Here is a 14,738-nt window from a genome sequence, read left to right as displayed (position 1 = left end):
GACTTTTCGGGCTGGTGACGCATGGTCAACGCCAGCCCAGGCGGTCGCGCTCGGGCCGGAAGAACAGGCCGGGCAGGGCGGTCAGAAGCCAGCCCAGGACTAGGCCGATGCCCGCCGCCCACAGCCCCGCGACCGTCACCGGCACGGCAGGGCGGAAGTCGCCCCAGGTGGCCGCCAGCGTTTCCGCGTCGCGCAGGCGGTGGGGCAGCAGCATCCGTTCCAGCGGTCCGGCGATGCGCAGCATCTGCAGGTCGGTGCGCGCCCGGTCCAGCCGGGCGAAGACCTGGGCCATGTTCGCCTGATGGGCGTCCCGGAAGGTGCTGCCGGACAGGTCCGCCAAGGCCTGGTCCCGCGTCAGGCCCGCCGCCTGCGCGCTGGCGTCGAACTCGGCCGCGACGCGCGCCAAGGCGTCGACCTGCCCGCCCAGGCGCTGCACATACTGGTCCGAAAAGGCCGGGAACTGCGACAAGGCGACGGCGAAGCAGACCGCCACCGCCAGCCGCAGGAACCCGATCACTTGTCCTGCACCTTCAGGCCCAGCACGGGGGCATAGACCTGCTCCAGCCGGGCGATGGCGTCCTTGGGCGACATCTCCTCGGTCGTGCCCGTGCGGCGGTTGGTCAGTTCGACCTTGTTCGCCGCCAGCCCGCGCGGGCCGACGGTGATGCGCCAGGGCAGGCCGATCAGGTCCATGGTGGCGAACTTGGCCCCCGCCCGGTCGTCGCGGTCGTCGTAAAGCGGGTCGAGGCCGCGCGCCTGCAGTTCCGCATAGATCGCGTCGCAGGCGCTGTCGGTGGAATTGTCGCCCTGCTTGAGGTTGACGATGCCTACATGGAAGGGGGTCACGCCCTCGGGCCAGATGATGCCCTTGTCGTCGTGGTTGGCCTCGATGATGGCGCCCAGCAGGCGGGACACGCCGATGCCGTGGCTGCCCATCTCGACCGGGACGCGTGCGCCGTCGGGGCCGACGACCGTTGCGCCCATGGCCTCGGAATACTTGGTGCCGAAGTAGAAGATCTGGCCCACCTCGATCCCGCGCGCGGTGCGGCGGCGTTCCTCGGGGACTTGCGCGAAGACCGTCTCGTCATGCGTCTCGTCGGTGCGGGCGTAGCGGCTGGTGAACTCCTCCAGCACGGCCTGGCACTGTTCCACGCTGTCATAGTCGATCTGCCGGTCGCCGAAGGTCAGGTCGGTGATCTGGCTGTCATAGAAGACCTCGGATTCGCCCGTCTCGGCCAGGACCAGGAATTCGTGGGTGTAGTCCCCGCCGATCGGCCCGCCGTCGGCGCGCATCGGGATGGCCTGCAGGCCCATCCGTTCATAGCTGCGCAGATAGCTGACCAGGTGCCGGTTATAGGCGTGCAGCGCATCCTCGCGCGTCAGGTCGAAGTTGTAGCCGTCCTTCATCAGGAACTCGCGCCCGCGCATCACGCCGAAGCGGGGGCGGATCTCGTCGCGGAACTTCCACTGGATGTGGTACAGCGTCAGGGGCAGGTCCTTGTAGCTGTTCACGTGGCTGCGGAAGATGTCGGTGATCATCTCCTCGTTCGTGGGGCCGTACAGCAGGTCGCGCTTGTGGCGGTCCTTGATGCGCAGCATCTCCTCGCCGTAATCGTCATAGCGCCCCGACTCTCGCCACAGGTCCGCCGGTTGCAGGGTGGGCATCAGCAGCGGGATGTGCCCCGCGCGCTGCTGTTCCTCGTGCACGATCTGCTCGATGCGACGCAGCACCTTGAAACCCAGCGGCAGCCAGGAATAGATGCCCGCGGCCTGCTGCTTGATCATGCCCGCGCGCAGCATCAGCCGGTGGCTGACGATCTGCGCCTCTTTCGGGTCTTCCTTGAGGACGGGCAGGAAATAGCGCGACAGACGCATGCGGGATACCTTCCTTCGTTTGCCGCTTCCTGTATGGCAAAGCGGGCGGGCGGGGCAAGATGGCTGATGGAGGAGGCCGCGCCGGTTCTTGAAATTCGCGCAGGAGGAAGCGCCCGATGTCCGACCCCGTCTTCTCGCCCGGCTGGTCACCGCGGCACGATCGCGCCGTCATCATCGCCTGCGACGGCAACTACCTGCCCTATGCGGCGGTGCTGGCGCTGCAACTGGCCCGGACGGCCCCGGCCTGCGACCTGCTGATCGGATCGCCCGAGCCGCTGGACCTGCCCCCCGTCCTGCGCGCCGCCGGCATCGGCCATGTCGCCGCCCGCCTGCCGCTGGTCGAGGATGCGCTGCCGCTGGACGACCGGCGCAGCCTTGCGACCTATATGGACGTGTTCCTCGCCTCGGCCCTTGCCGGGGTTTACCGGCGCATCCTGGTGCTGGATGCCGACATCCTGCATGAACGCGGCGATCCGGCGCGGCTGCTGGCCGCCGACATGCGCGGGCGGGCGGTTGCCGCCGTGCGCGACAACCGCCAATGGCGCAACCCGGCCAAGCGGGTGCCCGACTTTCGCCGCCTGGGCTGGCCCGCCGCGCCCTACTTCAACGCGGGCGTGGTGATGATCGACACCGCGGCCTGGGCCGCGCAGGACCTGCCCGCACGATGCGCGGCCTTTGCCCGCCGGCACCTGAAGGGCCTGGGGCGCGACCAGGCCCTGCTGAACGGCACGCTGCGCGGCGACTGGGCCGAGATCAGCCCCCTGTGGAACTGGCAGTTCACCTGGGCCTCCAGCCACCTGTCCGGCATGGCGGACCCCTGTTTGATCCATTTCATCGGCCCGGCGAAGCCCTGGCAGGACCGTTCGGCAGGGGTCGTGCCGATGCGGTGGCGCTTGCCCTATGGCGCCTTCCTGGCCGAACACTTCCCCGATGCGCCGCGCCCGGCCGATCCTGACCGGCGCCATTGGCCGGCGCGCCGGGACCTGGGCCGCAGCCTTCTGCGCCAATGGCGGGCGGCGGGGCCGATGCTGGATTACCTTGCCCGCTTTTCCGACGAATACACGCTGGTCGATCCGCGTTGATCCCCTTGCGGGTCAAGCGGTTCTTGCAAGTCTGTCCGCGACGGGCCACAGAGAAGGCAAACCCCCCGGAGGCAGGATGCGCATACCGATACACAAGCAGCTGATGTGGTGGGGCGTGGCGGCGGTGACGCTGCTGCTGGCGATGTGGCTGCTGGGCCAGGCGATCCTGCCCTTCATCCTGGGCGCGGGCGTCGCCTATCTGCTGGACCCGGTGGCCGACCGGCTGGAACGCGCGGGCCTGTCGCGCGTGATGTCCGTGGTGGTGATCACCGTCGCGGCGGTGCTGGCCTTCGCGGCCGTGGTGCTGCTGGTCGTCCCGGTGATGCTGCGCCAGGCGACCTCGCTGATCGAGACCGCGCCCGAGATGCTGGAACAGGGCCGCATGTTCCTGTCCAACCGCTTTCCCGAACTTCTGCCCGCCGATGGCAGCATCGGCACGGCCCTGACCGACCTGGGCGCCGCCATGGGCGAGCAGATGGGCACGCTGGCGTCACGGCTGCTCAGTTCCGTGGGCGGCATCATCAGCGCCATCGCCATCCTGGTGATCGTGCCGGTCGTGGCCTTCTACCTGCTGCTGGACTGGGACCACCTGGTGGACCGCGTGGACACGCTGCTGCCGCGCGAGCACGCGCCCACCCTGCGCCGCCTGTCGCGAGAGATCGACGAGGCGCTGTCGGGCTTCGTGCGCGGGCAGGGGCTGGTGATGCTGATCCTGGGCACCTGGTATGCCATCGGGCTGATGGTCGTGGGCCTGCCCTTCGGCTTCTTCATCGGCATCATGGCCGCGCTTCTGTCCTTCATCCCCTATGTGGGGGTGCTGATCGGCGGCGCCACTGCCATCGGGGTCGCCCTGTTCAGCTTCTGGGGCGATCCGCTGTGGATCGGGCTTGTGATCGCGATCTTCGCCATCGGCCAGATCGTCGAGGGCAACTACCTCCAGCCCAAGATCGTCGGCCACCACGTGGGCCTGCATCCCGTGTGGCTGCTGCTGGCCTTGTCGGTCTTCGGTGCGCTGTTCGGTTTCGTCGGCATGGTGATGGCCGTGCCGCTGGCCGCAGCACTTGGTGTCGTCGGGCGCTTCCTGACGCAGCGCTACCAGGAAAGCGCGCTGTTCACCGGGCAGGCGCTGCCGCCCGATCCGGGCCAGCCGGTGCTGGTGGAACTGGTTCCCGAAGGCACCGTCGCCAATTCCATCCGCGATGCGCGCATCCGCGCCGACCAGAACCGCGCCAAGGGCCAGATCGAGATCATGCGCGAGGAAGTCGCCCGCAGGCAGCACGACGTCGAATAGATGGCCGCGACCTCTCGCCAGCTGACCCTGGACCTGACGACGCCGCCCGCCCATTCCCGCGCCGACTTCCTGCCCGCGCCGGCGAACCGGGCGGCGCTTGCCGCGCTGAATGCGCCGCAGGACTGGCCGCAGGGCCGGATGTTGCTGATCGGGCCGGAAGGCGCGGGCAAGTCGCATCTGACGGCCTTCTGGGCGGCCGAGAACGGCGCCCGGCGCATGAAGGCGGCCGCCCTTCGCCCCGACGCCGCCGACCACCTTGCCACCGAGGGCGGCGCGCTGGTGATCGAGGATGCCGACCGCGCGGGCCGGGCGGCGGGGGCCGAACAGGCGCTGTTCCACCTGTGGAACCTGTGCGCGCCGCGCGATTGCCTGCTGCTGCTGACCGCGCGGACGCCGCCGCGCGACTGGGGGCTGGTGCTGCCCGACCTGCGAAGCCGCATGGACGCCATGCCGCAGGTCCGGCTGATGCCGCCCGACGAATCCCTGCTGGCCGCCGTGCTGGTCAAGCTGTTCGCGGACCGTCAGCAGAACGTCTCGGCGGACCTGATCGACTGGCTGGTCCTGCACATGCCGCGCGACCTGGGCCTGGCCCGCCGGCTGGTCGCCGCGATGGACCGCACCGCCATGGCCGACAAGCGCCCGATCACGCGCCGCATTGCAGCCGAGTTGCTGAACGGTCTATCCGAGGGGGAACCATGAATCGTCGAAGCCCCCCGAGGTCAGCACCATGACACAAGCAGATTTCCTTCGGAGCCCCTTTCCCGAACCGCAGGATTTGCCCGAGGGGGTGCCGCAAAACGGCTCGCGGTTCTTTAACCGAGAGATCAGCTGGCTGTCCTTCAACTGGCGGGTGCTGGACGAGGCGCGCAATCCGCGCGTACCGCTGCTGGAACGGCTGCGCTTCGTGTCGATCAGCGCGACCAACCTGGACGAGTTCTACACCGTCCGCGTGGCCGGCCTGCGCGAACTGGTGCGCGAAGGGAACGCCACGCCGTCCGACGACGGGCTGACGCCGGCGGAACAGTTGTCGATGATCAACGCCGACGCCCGCCGCCTGATGGGCGCGCAGCAGGGCGTCTGGAACCGCCTGCGCCGCGAGATGGAGGAGGAGGGGATCGTCATCCTGTCCCGGTCCCGCCTGACCCGCGCCGAGGAGGAGTTCCTGCACGATCATTTCGAACGCAAGGTGTTTCCGGTCCTGTCGCCGCTGGCCATCGACCCGGCCCACCCGTTCCCCTTCATCCCGAACACCGGCTTCTCGCTGGCCCTGGAACTGTCGCGCGAAACCGACGGGCGGCAGATGCAGGCGCTGCTGCCGATCCCCGCGCAACTGAACCGCTTCATCGCCCTGCCGGGCGGGGAACGCTTCTTCAAGCTGGAGGACCTGCTGCTGATGCATCTCTCCAGCCTGTTCCCAGGATACCGCGACACGGGCCACTGCGCCTTCCGCGTCCTGCGCGACAGCGACCTGGAGGTCGAGGAGGAAGCCGAGGATCTGGTCCGCGAATTCGAGACCGCCTTGAAGCGCCGTCGCCGGGGCAGCGTGATCCGCCTGAAGATCACGCGCGGCGCGCCCGACCGCCTGCGCCGCCTGATCATGGACGAGCTTGAGGTCAGCCCCGACGAGGTGATCGAGGTCGAGGGGCTGCTGGGCGTGGCCGACCTGTCCGAACTGGTGCTGGATGGGCGCCGCGACCTGCAATGGCCCGCATTCACCCCCCGCGTGCCCGAACGCGTGCAGGACCACGACGGCGACATGTTCGCGGCCATGCGGCAAAAGGACATGCTGCTGCACCACCCCTACGAGACTTTTGACATGGTGGTGCGCTTTCTGGCGCAGGCCGCGCGCGACCCGGACGTGCTGGCGATCAAGCAGACGCTGTACCGCACCAGCCGCGACAGCCCCATCGTCGATGCCCTGTGCGAGGCCGCCGAGGCGGGCAAGTCCGTTACCGCCCTTGTCGAACTGAAGGCCCGCTTTGACGAGGCCGCGAACATCCGCCAGTCCCGCCGCCTGGAACGGGCGGGCGCGCATGTCGTCTATGGCTTCGTGAACTACAAGACCCATGCCAAGATCAGCACGGTCGTCCGGCGCGAGGGCGACAACCTTGTCACCTATACCCATTACGGGACCGGCAACTATCACCCGATCACGGCGCGCATCTATACCGACCTGTCGCTGTTCACCTGCGATCCGGCGCTTGGGCGGGACGCGACAAAGGTGTTCAACTACCTGTCTGGCTATGTCCAGCCCGCGGGGCTGGAGAACCTGTCGATCTCGCCCATCGACCTCAAGGACCGGCTGATCTCGCTGATCGGACGCGAGGCCGAACTGGCCCGGCAGGGACGCCCCGCCGCGATCTGGGCCAAGATGAACTCGCTGATCGAACGGGACGTGATCGACGCGCTTTACGCCGCCAGCGCGGCGGGCGTGAAGATCAGCCTTGTGGTGCGCGGCATCTGCGGCATCCGCCCCGGCATCCGGGGCCTGTCGGAAAACATCCGCGTCAAGTCCATCGTCGGCCGCTATCTGGAGCATTCGCGCATCGTCTGCTTCGGCAACGGCTACGGCCTGCCGTCGAAGCGGGCGCGGGTCTTCATCAGTTCCGCCGACTGGATGGACCGCAACCTCAACCGGCGCGTGGAAACGCTGGTCGAATGCATGAACGACACGGTCAAGGCGCAGATCGTCAGCCAGATCATGGCCGCCAACATGGCGGACGAGGCGCAAAGCTGGCTTTTGCAACCCGATGGCCGGTTCGTGCGCTATCTGCCCGAGGGACGCGACGACCTGTTCAACTGTCACCGCTTCTTCATGGACCACCCCTCGCTGTCCGGGCGGGGCACGGCGGGGGCGGGCGACGTTCCGGCGCTCACCCATTCGAACGATTGACGCCCCTGCGGGGGCGGGTCATTAACGGCGCGAGACGGGCAAGCAGGAGAGGCGCGATGAACGGCGTACGAACCACGACCGGCAAGACGGTCGAGCCTTTCGGAAAGATGTTCGAGAAACTGCCCAAGCGCGCGCTGTCGCGCGTGGGCGTCGTGGACGTCGGATCGAACTCGATCCGGCTGGTGGTCTTCGACGGCGCGGCCCGCTCGCCCGCCTATTTCTACAACGAAAAGGTCATGGCGGGGCTTGGCGCCCAGATGGCCAAGACCGGCCGCCTGAACCCCGAGGGGGTCGAGCGCGGCTTTGCCGCCCTGCAGCGTTTCGCGGCCCTGGCCAAGGGCATGGACATCGACCCCCTGACCTGCGTGGCCACCGCCGCCGTGCGAGAGGCCGCCGACGGCCCCGCCTTCAAGGACCGCGTCGAACGCGAGACCGGCATCAGGATGCACGTGATCGACGGAGAGGAGGAGGCCCGCCTGTCCGCCCAGGGCGTTCTGCTGGGCTGGCCCGACGCGAAGGGTCTGGTCTGCGACATCGGCGGCAACTCGATGGAACTGGCCGAGGTCGCGGACGGCCAGGTCGGCAAGCGGGTGTCCTCGCAACTGGGGCCGTTCCGGCTGCAACAGGTGTCCGGCGGCAAGGACGGCCTGCGCAAGCACATCAAGAAGGTGATGGCCGGTCTGGCGCAGGTGATGGGCACCCATCACGAACGCATCTACCTGGTCGGCGGATCGTGGCGCGCCATTGCCCGCCTGGACATGGAGCGCACCTCGTATCCGATGACGGTGCTGCACGAATACCGCATGACGCCCAAGGCCGTGTCCGACACCGTGGCCTGGATCGCCGCCAACGACCTGAACGGCCTGCGGTCCCAGGTCGAGATTTCGGCCTCTCGCATGGAACTCGTGCCGCTGGCGTCGATGGTCCTGGCGCAACTGGCCGAGACCTTCGCGCCCACGGAACTGGCCGTGTCCAGCTATGGCATCCGCGAAGGCCTGCTGTACGAGCAGATGTCCGACAGCCTGCGCAAGCGCGATCCGCTGATCGAGGCCGCGCGTTTCACCGAACGCCAGATGGCGCGGATGCCGGGATCGGGCAAGAAGCTGTACCAGTTCCTGCAGCCGCTGTTCCAGGAGGCGCCGCCCGAACGCGACCGCCTGATCCGCGCGGCCTGCCTGCTGCACGACACAAGCTGGCGCGCCCATCCCGATTACCGCGCCGATGCCTGCTTCGACAACGTCACCCGCGCCAACATGGCCGCGCTCAGCCACCCCGAGCGTGTGTTCCTGGGATTGGCGCTGCTGCACCGCTACAAGAACAGCCGGGCGGGTTCGCCCATGGCGCCCTTGTTCAAGCTGCTTACCGACGACCAGATCAACGATGCCGAGGTGCTGGGCAAGGCGATGCGCTTTGGCGCCATGTTCGCCCTGGACGATCCCGCCGATGCCGGTCAGATGACCATCGACGGCAAGACGCTGGTCCTGAAGCTGACGCCCACCGGCAGGAAGCTGATGGGCGAGGTTGCCGAAGCGCGCTTCCGGTCGCTTTGCAACGCATTGGGGCTTGACGGCGAAATCAGGTGATTGCGCCCGCCTGATCGCCAGGCGGGCAGCCGGTGGTTACAGCGTCTCGGCGGTGGTCTGCATCCAGGCACGGTGGCGTTGTTCGTCCGCCAGGGCTTTCTGGAAGAAGGCGCGCGACTTCTCGATCGCGTCGGAATGGGCTGACGCGCGCTCGTAGGCGGTGACGGTGTCGTTCTCGTTCGTGGCCATGGCCTTGAGGATGGCAGCGTCGCCGAACAGGTCGGCCAGGGCGATCTTGCCGGTGGTCAGAAGCTGCTTCATATCACCTTCCTGTGGTGCCTCGACGCCGGTCTCGGCGGCGATTTCTCGAAGTACCTCAAGATGTTGCAGGTGATCCCGGCGAAACTCCTCGACCTTTTGGGACAGGGTGGCGTCGGACAGGCGCTTGATGGTCGACTCGTAGGCCGCGATGGCGTCGTGCTCCAGCAGGATCAGGTTGCGGACCAGGTCGCGGATGTTGTCTTCGGTGCCGATGGTGGTAGCCATGCTTGCCTCGTGATGATGACGGTGTCGGCAAGCTGAACCGTTCGGGTTTCCGTTTGTTCCGTTAACAATTGCCATGCCCCGCCCAAGGGGCGCCGCCGATGGACCATGCCATGACCTTTTCGCTTTCCGATCACCTTGGCCGGGCGACGCCGGTGTTCGAATGGACGGTGGTGGTGATCGAGCTGTTCGCCATCGCGATCCTGCTGCTGGGCCTGGTCCAGTTCGCCCGCGCCTTCGCCTCGGGCGAGATCCTGCAGCGCGACGCCCACCAGCGCAGCCACAAGCTGAACCTGGGCCGCCTGACATTGGGCCGCCACATCCTGTCCGGGCTGGAAGTGCTGATCGTCGCGGACCTGATCCGCACCATGCTGGACCTGTCGCTGGACAACATCATGCTTCTGGGCGGGCTGGTGGCGATCCGGTCGCTGATCTCGTTCTTCCTGGAACGGGAGCTGAGCCACCTTCGTCAGGAAGACGAGGTGCAATGAAAAAAGGGCGCCTTCCGGCGCCCTTTCCGTGTCTGCCGAAGGGCAGGGATGCTTACATCATGCCGCCCATGCCGCCCATGTCGGGCATCCCGCCGGCCGCCGCTTTCGGCTCGGGCTTTTCGGCGATCATGGCTTCGGTGGTGATCAGCAGGCCCGCGACCGAGGCCGCGTCCTCCAGCGCCGTGCGCACCACCTTGGCCGGGTCGATCACGCCGAACTTGAACATGTCGCCATATTCTTCGGTCTGCGCGTTGAAGCCGAAGGCCTTGTCGCTCGACTCGCGGACCTTGCCCGCGACCACGGCACCGTCGACGCCGGCGTTCTCGGCGATCTGGCGCATCGGAGCCTCGAGCGCGCGGCGCACGATGGCGATGCCCGCTTCCTGGTCCGAGTTCTCGGCCGTCAGGCCTTCCAGCGCCTTGCCGCCCTGAACCAGCGCCACGCCGCCGCCGACGACAACGCCTTCCTGAACGGCCGCACGGGTCGCGTTCAGCGCGTCGTCCACACGGTCCTTGCGCTCTTTCACTTCGACTTCGGTCATGCCGCCGACGCGGATGACGGCAACGCCGCCCGCCAGCTTGGCCACACGTTCCTGCAGCTTCTCGCGGTCATAGTCCGAGGTGGTTTCCTCGATCTGCTGACGGATTTGCGACACGCGGGCTTCGATCTCGGCCTTCTCACCGGCGCCATCGACGATGGTGGTGTTGTCCTTGTTGATCGAGACCTTCTTCGCGCGGCCCAGCATGTCGATGCCGACGTTTTCCAGCTTCATGCCCAGGTCTTCGCTGATGACCTGGCCGCCGGTCAGGATCGCGATGTCCTGCAGCATGGCCTTACGGCGATCGCCGAAGCCCGGAGCCTTCACGGCAGCGATCTTCAGGCCGCCGCGCAGCTTGTTGACGACCAGCGTGGCCAGGGCCTCGCCTTCGACGTCCTCGGCGACGATCACCAGCGGCTTGCCCGACTGGATGACGGCTTCCAGCAGCGGAACCATCGGCTGCAGCGACGAGAGCTTCTTCTCGTGCAGCAGGATATAGGCGTCTTCCAGATCCGCGATCATCTTGTCGGGGTTGGTGACGAAATAGGGCGAGAGATAGCCGCGGTCGAACTGCATCCCCTCGACCACTTCGACTTCCGTCTCCATGCCCTTGTTTTCCTCGACGGTGATCACACCCTCGTTGCCGACCTTCTGCATGGCGTCGGCGATGAAGCGGCCGATATTGGCCTCGCCGTTGGCCGAGATGGTGCCGACCTGGGCGACTTCGTCGCTGTCGGTGACCGGACGCGAGGCCGCCTTGATCGCCTCGACCACCTTGGAGGTCGCAAGATCGATGCCGCGCTTCAGATCCATCGGGTTCATGCCGGCGGCGACCGCCTTCATGCCTTCCTTGACGATGGCCTGGGCCAGCACGGTGGCGGTGGTGGTGCCGTCACCCGCTTCGTCATTGGTGCGCGAGGCCACTTCGCGCACCATCTGCGCGCCCATGTTCTCGAACTTGTCCGACAGCTCGATCTCTTTCGCGACCGAGACGCCGTCCTTGGTGATGCGCGGGGCGCCGAAGGACTTGTCGATCACCACGTTGCGGCCCTTCGGACCCAGCGTCACCTTGACCGCATCGGCCAGGATGTTGACGCCCCGAAGCATCCGGTCACGAGCATCCGTGTTGAACTTGACTTCTTTCGCAGCCATTTGATTCTCCTGAATTTATAGGTGAAGGTTGCGGATCAGGCGATAACGCCCAGAATGTCGCTTTCCTTCATGATCAGCAGCTCCTCGCCGTCGATCGTGACTTCGGTGCCGGACCATTTGCCGAACAGCACGCGGTCGCCCGCCTTGACCGAGGGTGCGATCAGTTCGCCCGAATCCTTGCGCGCGCCTTCGCCGGTCGAGATGACCTCGCCCTCGGCGGGCTTTTCCTTGGCGCTGTCGGGGATGATCAGGCCGCCCTTGGTCTTTTCGTCCGACTGGACGCGACGGACCAGGACGCGGTCGTGCAGCGGTGTGAATGCCATTGGTGAACACTCCGTGTTTCAGGTTGCAGTGTTGCGCTGTTGGCACTCACGGCAGGCGAGTGCCAATGACCGTGATCTAGGCCACGGACCTTGTCCTGTCAACGACCAGGATCTCTGAAAAATTCGAGTCGAATTGTCCGAAGCCATTTCTTTGAGGACCGGGCCGGGCCGCCTAATCAGGGTGCCATATTCGTGTAAGTCTTTGAGGTTGAATATGGTTAATCGCCCCAGGGTCCTTCTTCTGGCCGAGGCTGCCAACCCGGAATGGGTTTCGGTGCCCTTGATCGGCTGGTCGCTTGCCACGGCCCTTCGCGAGGTGGCCGATGTCCACGTGGTGACTCAGATCCGCAATCGCGACGCCTTTCTCCGTGCCGGAATGGTCGAGGAGCGCGACTTCACGGCCATCGACAGCGAGGCCCTGGCCAAGCCGCTGTTCGCGCTTGCCGGGAAGCTGCGCATGGGAAAAGGGGTGGGCTGGACCACGACGCAGCTGATCTCGTCGCTGGGCTACGGCTATTTCGAAAGGCTGGTCTGGCAGCGTTTCGGCGCCGACATCCGCGCCGGGACATACGATCTTGTCCATCGCATCACGCCGGTGTCCCCGGTCGTCAACAGCCCGATCGCCGCGCGATGCGCCGCCGCCGGCGTCCCGTTCCTGTTCGGACCCATCAACGGCGGGGTGCCTTGGCCCAAGGGCTTTGCGTCGGAACAGCGGCGGGAAAAGGAATGGCTGTCGCGCGTCCGGGGCTTGTACCGCCTTCATCCGGCACGCGCCCGGATGCTTCGATCCGCCTCGGCGATCCTGTGCGGGTCCAGCTTCGCCCTGTCCGAGGTGCCTTCGCGCTTTGCGGGGAAGGCGGTGTATCTGCCGGAAAACGCGGTGGATCTTTCCCGTTTCCACCTGGTCGCGGGGCAGGATGGCAGTCTGCCGGTGAAGGCGTGCTTTGTTGGCCGGCTTGTTCCGCTGAAGGGTGTCGACATGGCCCTGAAGGCATCCGCCCCCCTGATCCGCGAGGGGCGCATGACATTCGACATCGTCGGAGATGGCCCGCAAATGTCGGAACTGCAGGCCCTCGCCCGATCCGAGGGGGTCGCCGGAGGCGTCACCTTCCATGGCTGGAAGGAACATCACGAGGTGCAGGGCCTTCTGGCATCGTGCAACCTCCTTCTGTTTCCATCGATTCGCGAATTCGGCGGCGGCGTCGTGCTCGAGGCGATGGCCCTGGGGGTGCCGCCGGTCGTCGTCGATTATGGCGGGCCTGCGGAACTGGTGGACGACAGCACCGGATGGCGGGTGCCCCTGGGCGATCGCGACCGGATAACCGGCGGCATCCGGCAGGCGCTTGATGCTGTCCTGGCGGATCTTCCGTCCCTGGCGGCAAAGGGCAGGGCCTGCCGCCAGCGCGTGGCCGAGGATTTCACCTGGTCGGCCAAGGCGCGCCAGATCGCGACGGTCTGGGCCGCGGTGCAACAGGGTCTGGAAACCCTGCCGCAGCCCATGCATCGGCCCGATGCCGCCGTGCCCGCCGGGGATGCGCGGCGCGGGGCTGGATGTCGGCCTCCGGGCATGGCAGCTTAGGGATCGCCAACATACCGGAGCCCTCATGCGACGAATGACGACACTGGCGGCAGGATTGTTTTTCGCCATGGCGGCCTGTGCCGGGGCGGAATGCGTCGGCACCGATCTGTTTGACGCCATGACGCCGCAGCAGCGCGCGGAGATCGACGCCGCTGTCGAGACCGTTCCCTATGCCCGGGGCCTGCTGTGGCGCGCCAGCAAGGGCGACCAGTCGATGACACTGGTCGGCACCTATCATTTCGGCGACCCGCGCCACGACGCGATGCTGGCCCGGCTGGAGCCCGTGATCGCCGATGCTGCGGTTGTCTTCGTCGAGGCGGGACCGGCCGAGGAAAAGAGGCTGACCGACGCCCTGTCGGCCGATCCGACGCTGATGGTCGATCAGGCCGGGCCGACCTTGCCGGAACGGCTGGATGACCGCGACTGGAACCAGTTGTCCAGGGCGATGGCGGAACGGGGAACGCCGGCCGTCATCACCTCGAAGCTGCGGCCCTGGTACGTGGCCATGATGCTGGGGATCAGCCCCTGCATGATGGAGCGGATGGCCGACGACAGTGCCCGGGGCCTGGACCACCGCCTTGTGGATCGGGCCGAGGCCCTGGACGTGCCGGTTCGCGCGTTGGAACCCTGGGATACCGTCTTCACCCTGTTCCGCGACCTGACGCCCGAGCAGGAGATCGAGATGGTCCGCGCCGCGCTGCCCGCCGCCGCCCATGCCGACGATTATGCCGTGACGCTGACGGACGCCTATTTCGCAGGCGATGTCTGGGCCATCTGGGAGTTCGGTCGCTTCGATGCCTATCGCAATTCGGGACTGGCGCGAGAGCAGATCGACGCGCAGATGGAACTGGCGCAAGAGCGGCTGATGGACACGCGGAACAAAAGCTGGATCGGCCCGCTGACCCGGGGGGCCCGGGATGCCGCCGCGCAGGGGAAAGGCATCGTCGCGGGGTTCGGGGCGCTGCACCTGCCCGGCGAACAGGGCGTGCTGCGCCTGCTGGAAAGGGACGGCTGGAGGATCGAGCGGCTGGACGGCTGACGTCTAGCGGCCACCCAGCACCGACAGCGCCTGGGCCTGACCGCCCTTGACGAAAGTGATGCGGCTGTCGCCGATGTCGGTGATCGTGCCGCCGTTGATCTTGTCGCCCAGCCGCAGCGTCAGGACGCGGCCGTTCGACAGGCGCACCAGGGCGCGGCTGGCCTTGCCGGCGCCGATGGTGCCGATGATCTGCGTGCGACTGATCTGGATGCCGTCCTTGACGGTCGCGGCGGTGCCGGCCGTGGTCGGCGTGCGGCCGTCGGGAATGTTGGCCGCGACCTCGGGCTCGTCCTCGGCTTCGGGCGGGGCATAGCGCTGCTGGCGGGCGGCTGCGGCGCGGGCCTCTGCCTCGGCTTGCGCACGGGCGCGGGCTTCGGCCTGGGCGCGGGCCTGCGCTTCGGCCTGGGCG

General features: G+C 67.2%; 13 protein-coding genes and 1 pseudogene. 8 read left to right on the top strand and 6 right to left on the bottom strand.

Translation table 11 applies throughout. The annotated features are described in order from the left end of the window. Positions 1-25: 25 nt before the first annotated feature. The gene (locus tag J0F76_RS14075) at positions 26-517 is read right to left on the bottom strand and encodes a DUF2937 family protein (RefSeq protein ID WP_207470383.1); all 492 of its coding nucleotides are present in this window, start codon (positions 515-517) and stop codon (positions 26-28) included. Next, positions 514-1,875 (bottom strand): proline--tRNA ligase, encoded by a 1,362-nt coding sequence (gene proS, locus J0F76_RS14070; RefSeq protein WP_207470381.1) that lies wholly within the window; start codon positions 1,873-1,875, stop codon positions 514-516. Before proS ends, J0F76_RS14075 begins: the two co-directional genes overlap by 4 nt. A 116-nt stretch (positions 1,876-1,991) precedes the next feature. Here proS and J0F76_RS14065 point away from each other — a divergent pair, with 116 nt between their 5' ends. From J0F76_RS14065 to J0F76_RS14045, 5 genes are all read left to right on the top strand, one after another. Further along, a complete protein-coding gene (locus J0F76_RS14065; RefSeq protein ID WP_207470378.1) occupies positions 1,992-2,957 on the top strand; it encodes a glycosyltransferase family 8 protein in 966 nt (321 codons plus the stop codon). A 76-nt stretch (positions 2,958-3,033) separates the two neighbouring features. Next, a complete protein-coding gene (locus J0F76_RS14060) occupies positions 3,034-4,248 on the top strand; it encodes an AI-2E family transporter (protein ID WP_207470376.1) in 1,215 nt (404 codons plus the stop codon). Further along, entirely contained in the window at positions 4,249-4,947 is a 699-nt protein-coding gene (locus tag J0F76_RS14055; protein ID WP_207470374.1) for a P-loop NTPase family protein, read from the top strand. It abuts the gene before it with no gap. Between the two features lie 28 nt (positions 4,948-4,975). Further along, entirely contained in the window at positions 4,976-7,141 is a 2,166-nt protein-coding gene (locus J0F76_RS14050) for an RNA degradosome polyphosphate kinase (protein ID WP_207470372.1), read from the top strand. Positions 7,142-7,197: 56 nt separating this feature from the next. After that, positions 7,198-8,724, top strand: a complete 1,527-nt coding sequence (locus tag J0F76_RS14045; RefSeq protein WP_207470370.1) for a Ppx/GppA family phosphatase — start codon at positions 7,198-7,200, stop codon at positions 8,722-8,724. A 36-nt stretch (positions 8,725-8,760) separates the two neighbouring features. Here the strand turns inward: J0F76_RS14045 and J0F76_RS14040 are convergent, their stop codons facing one another. Next, positions 8,761-9,210, bottom strand: a complete 450-nt coding sequence (locus J0F76_RS14040) for a DUF892 family protein (protein ID WP_207470368.1) — start codon at positions 9,208-9,210, stop codon at positions 8,761-8,763. Positions 9,211-9,320: 110 nt separating this feature from the next. Here J0F76_RS14040 and J0F76_RS14035 point away from each other — a divergent pair, with 110 nt between their 5' ends. Further along, entirely contained in the window at positions 9,321-9,698 is a 378-nt protein-coding gene (locus tag J0F76_RS14035; RefSeq protein ID WP_207470366.1) for a DUF1622 domain-containing protein, read from the top strand. Positions 9,699-9,750: 52 nt separating this feature from the next. Here the strand turns inward: J0F76_RS14035 and groL are convergent, their stop codons facing one another. Beyond that, positions 9,751-11,388, bottom strand: coding sequence for a chaperonin GroEL (gene groL / locus J0F76_RS14030; RefSeq protein WP_207470364.1), 1,638 nt, complete (start codon positions 11,386-11,388; stop codon positions 9,751-9,753). 35 nt (positions 11,389-11,423) lie between these two features. Next, positions 11,424-11,711: a co-chaperone GroES gene (locus J0F76_RS14025; protein ID WP_089386456.1), complete on the bottom strand. Its 288-nt coding sequence runs from the start codon at positions 11,709-11,711 to the stop codon at positions 11,424-11,426. A 214-nt stretch (positions 11,712-11,925) separates the two neighbouring features. Between J0F76_RS14025 and J0F76_RS14020 the strand changes: the two genes are divergently transcribed. Together J0F76_RS14020 and J0F76_RS14015 are read left to right on the top strand one after the other, a co-directional pair. After that, positions 11,926-13,290, top strand: a complete 1,365-nt coding sequence (locus J0F76_RS14020) for a glycosyltransferase (RefSeq protein ID WP_207470362.1) — start codon at positions 11,926-11,928, stop codon at positions 13,288-13,290. A gap of 34 nt (positions 13,291-13,324) precedes the next feature. After that, a complete protein-coding gene (locus J0F76_RS14015; protein WP_242690218.1) occupies positions 13,325-14,329 on the top strand; it encodes a TraB/GumN family protein in 1,005 nt (334 codons plus the stop codon). A gap of 3 nt (positions 14,330-14,332) precedes the next feature. On the opposite strand, the pseudogene J0F76_RS14010 reads toward J0F76_RS14015, so the two are convergent. Continuing rightward, positions 14,333-14,738 (bottom strand): annotated as a pseudogene (locus tag J0F76_RS14010) (hypothetical protein); the annotation flags it as partial.

The sequence above is a fragment of the Paracoccus fontiphilus genome, from assembly GCF_017356265.1.
GTDB classification, from domain to species: domain Bacteria; phylum Pseudomonadota; class Alphaproteobacteria; order Rhodobacterales; family Rhodobacteraceae; genus Paracoccus; species Paracoccus fontiphilus.
The sequence above is the reverse complement of the archived record's forward strand: the minus strand, read 5'-3'. Positions and strand labels throughout refer to the sequence as shown.

What these genes read in the sequence shown, in the direction of transcription:
- proS (WP_207470381.1), bottom strand. Translation starts at nt 1,875, where the DNA reads ATGCGTCTGTCGCGCTATTTCCTGCCCGTCCTCAAGGAAGACCCGAAA.
- J0F76_RS14025 (WP_089386456.1), bottom strand. Translation starts at nt 11,711, where the DNA reads ATGGCATTCACACCGCTGCACGACCGCGTCCTGGTCCGTCGCGTCCAG.
- J0F76_RS14055 (WP_207470374.1), top strand. Translation starts at nt 4,249, where the DNA reads ATGGCCGCGACCTCTCGCCAGCTGACCCTGGACCTGACGACGCCGCCC.
- groL (WP_207470364.1), bottom strand. Translation starts at nt 11,388, where the DNA reads ATGGCTGCGAAAGAAGTCAAGTTCAACACGGATGCTCGTGACCGGATG.
- J0F76_RS14040 (WP_207470368.1), bottom strand. Translation starts at nt 9,210, where the DNA reads ATGGCTACCACCATCGGCACCGAAGACAACATCCGCGACCTGGTCCGC.
- J0F76_RS14020 (WP_207470362.1), top strand. Translation starts at nt 11,926, where the DNA reads ATGGTTAATCGCCCCAGGGTCCTTCTTCTGGCCGAGGCTGCCAACCCG.
- J0F76_RS14050 (WP_207470372.1), top strand. Translation starts at nt 4,976, where the DNA reads ATGACACAAGCAGATTTCCTTCGGAGCCCCTTTCCCGAACCGCAGGAT.
- J0F76_RS14045 (WP_207470370.1), top strand. Translation starts at nt 7,198, where the DNA reads ATGAACGGCGTACGAACCACGACCGGCAAGACGGTCGAGCCTTTCGGA.
- J0F76_RS14065 (WP_207470378.1), top strand. Translation starts at nt 1,992, where the DNA reads ATGTCCGACCCCGTCTTCTCGCCCGGCTGGTCACCGCGGCACGATCGC.
- J0F76_RS14015 (WP_242690218.1), top strand. Translation starts at nt 13,325, where the DNA reads ATGACGACACTGGCGGCAGGATTGTTTTTCGCCATGGCGGCCTGTGCC.
- J0F76_RS14060 (WP_207470376.1), top strand. Translation starts at nt 3,034, where the DNA reads ATGCGCATACCGATACACAAGCAGCTGATGTGGTGGGGCGTGGCGGCG.
- J0F76_RS14035 (WP_207470366.1), top strand. Translation starts at nt 9,321, where the DNA reads ATGACCTTTTCGCTTTCCGATCACCTTGGCCGGGCGACGCCGGTGTTC.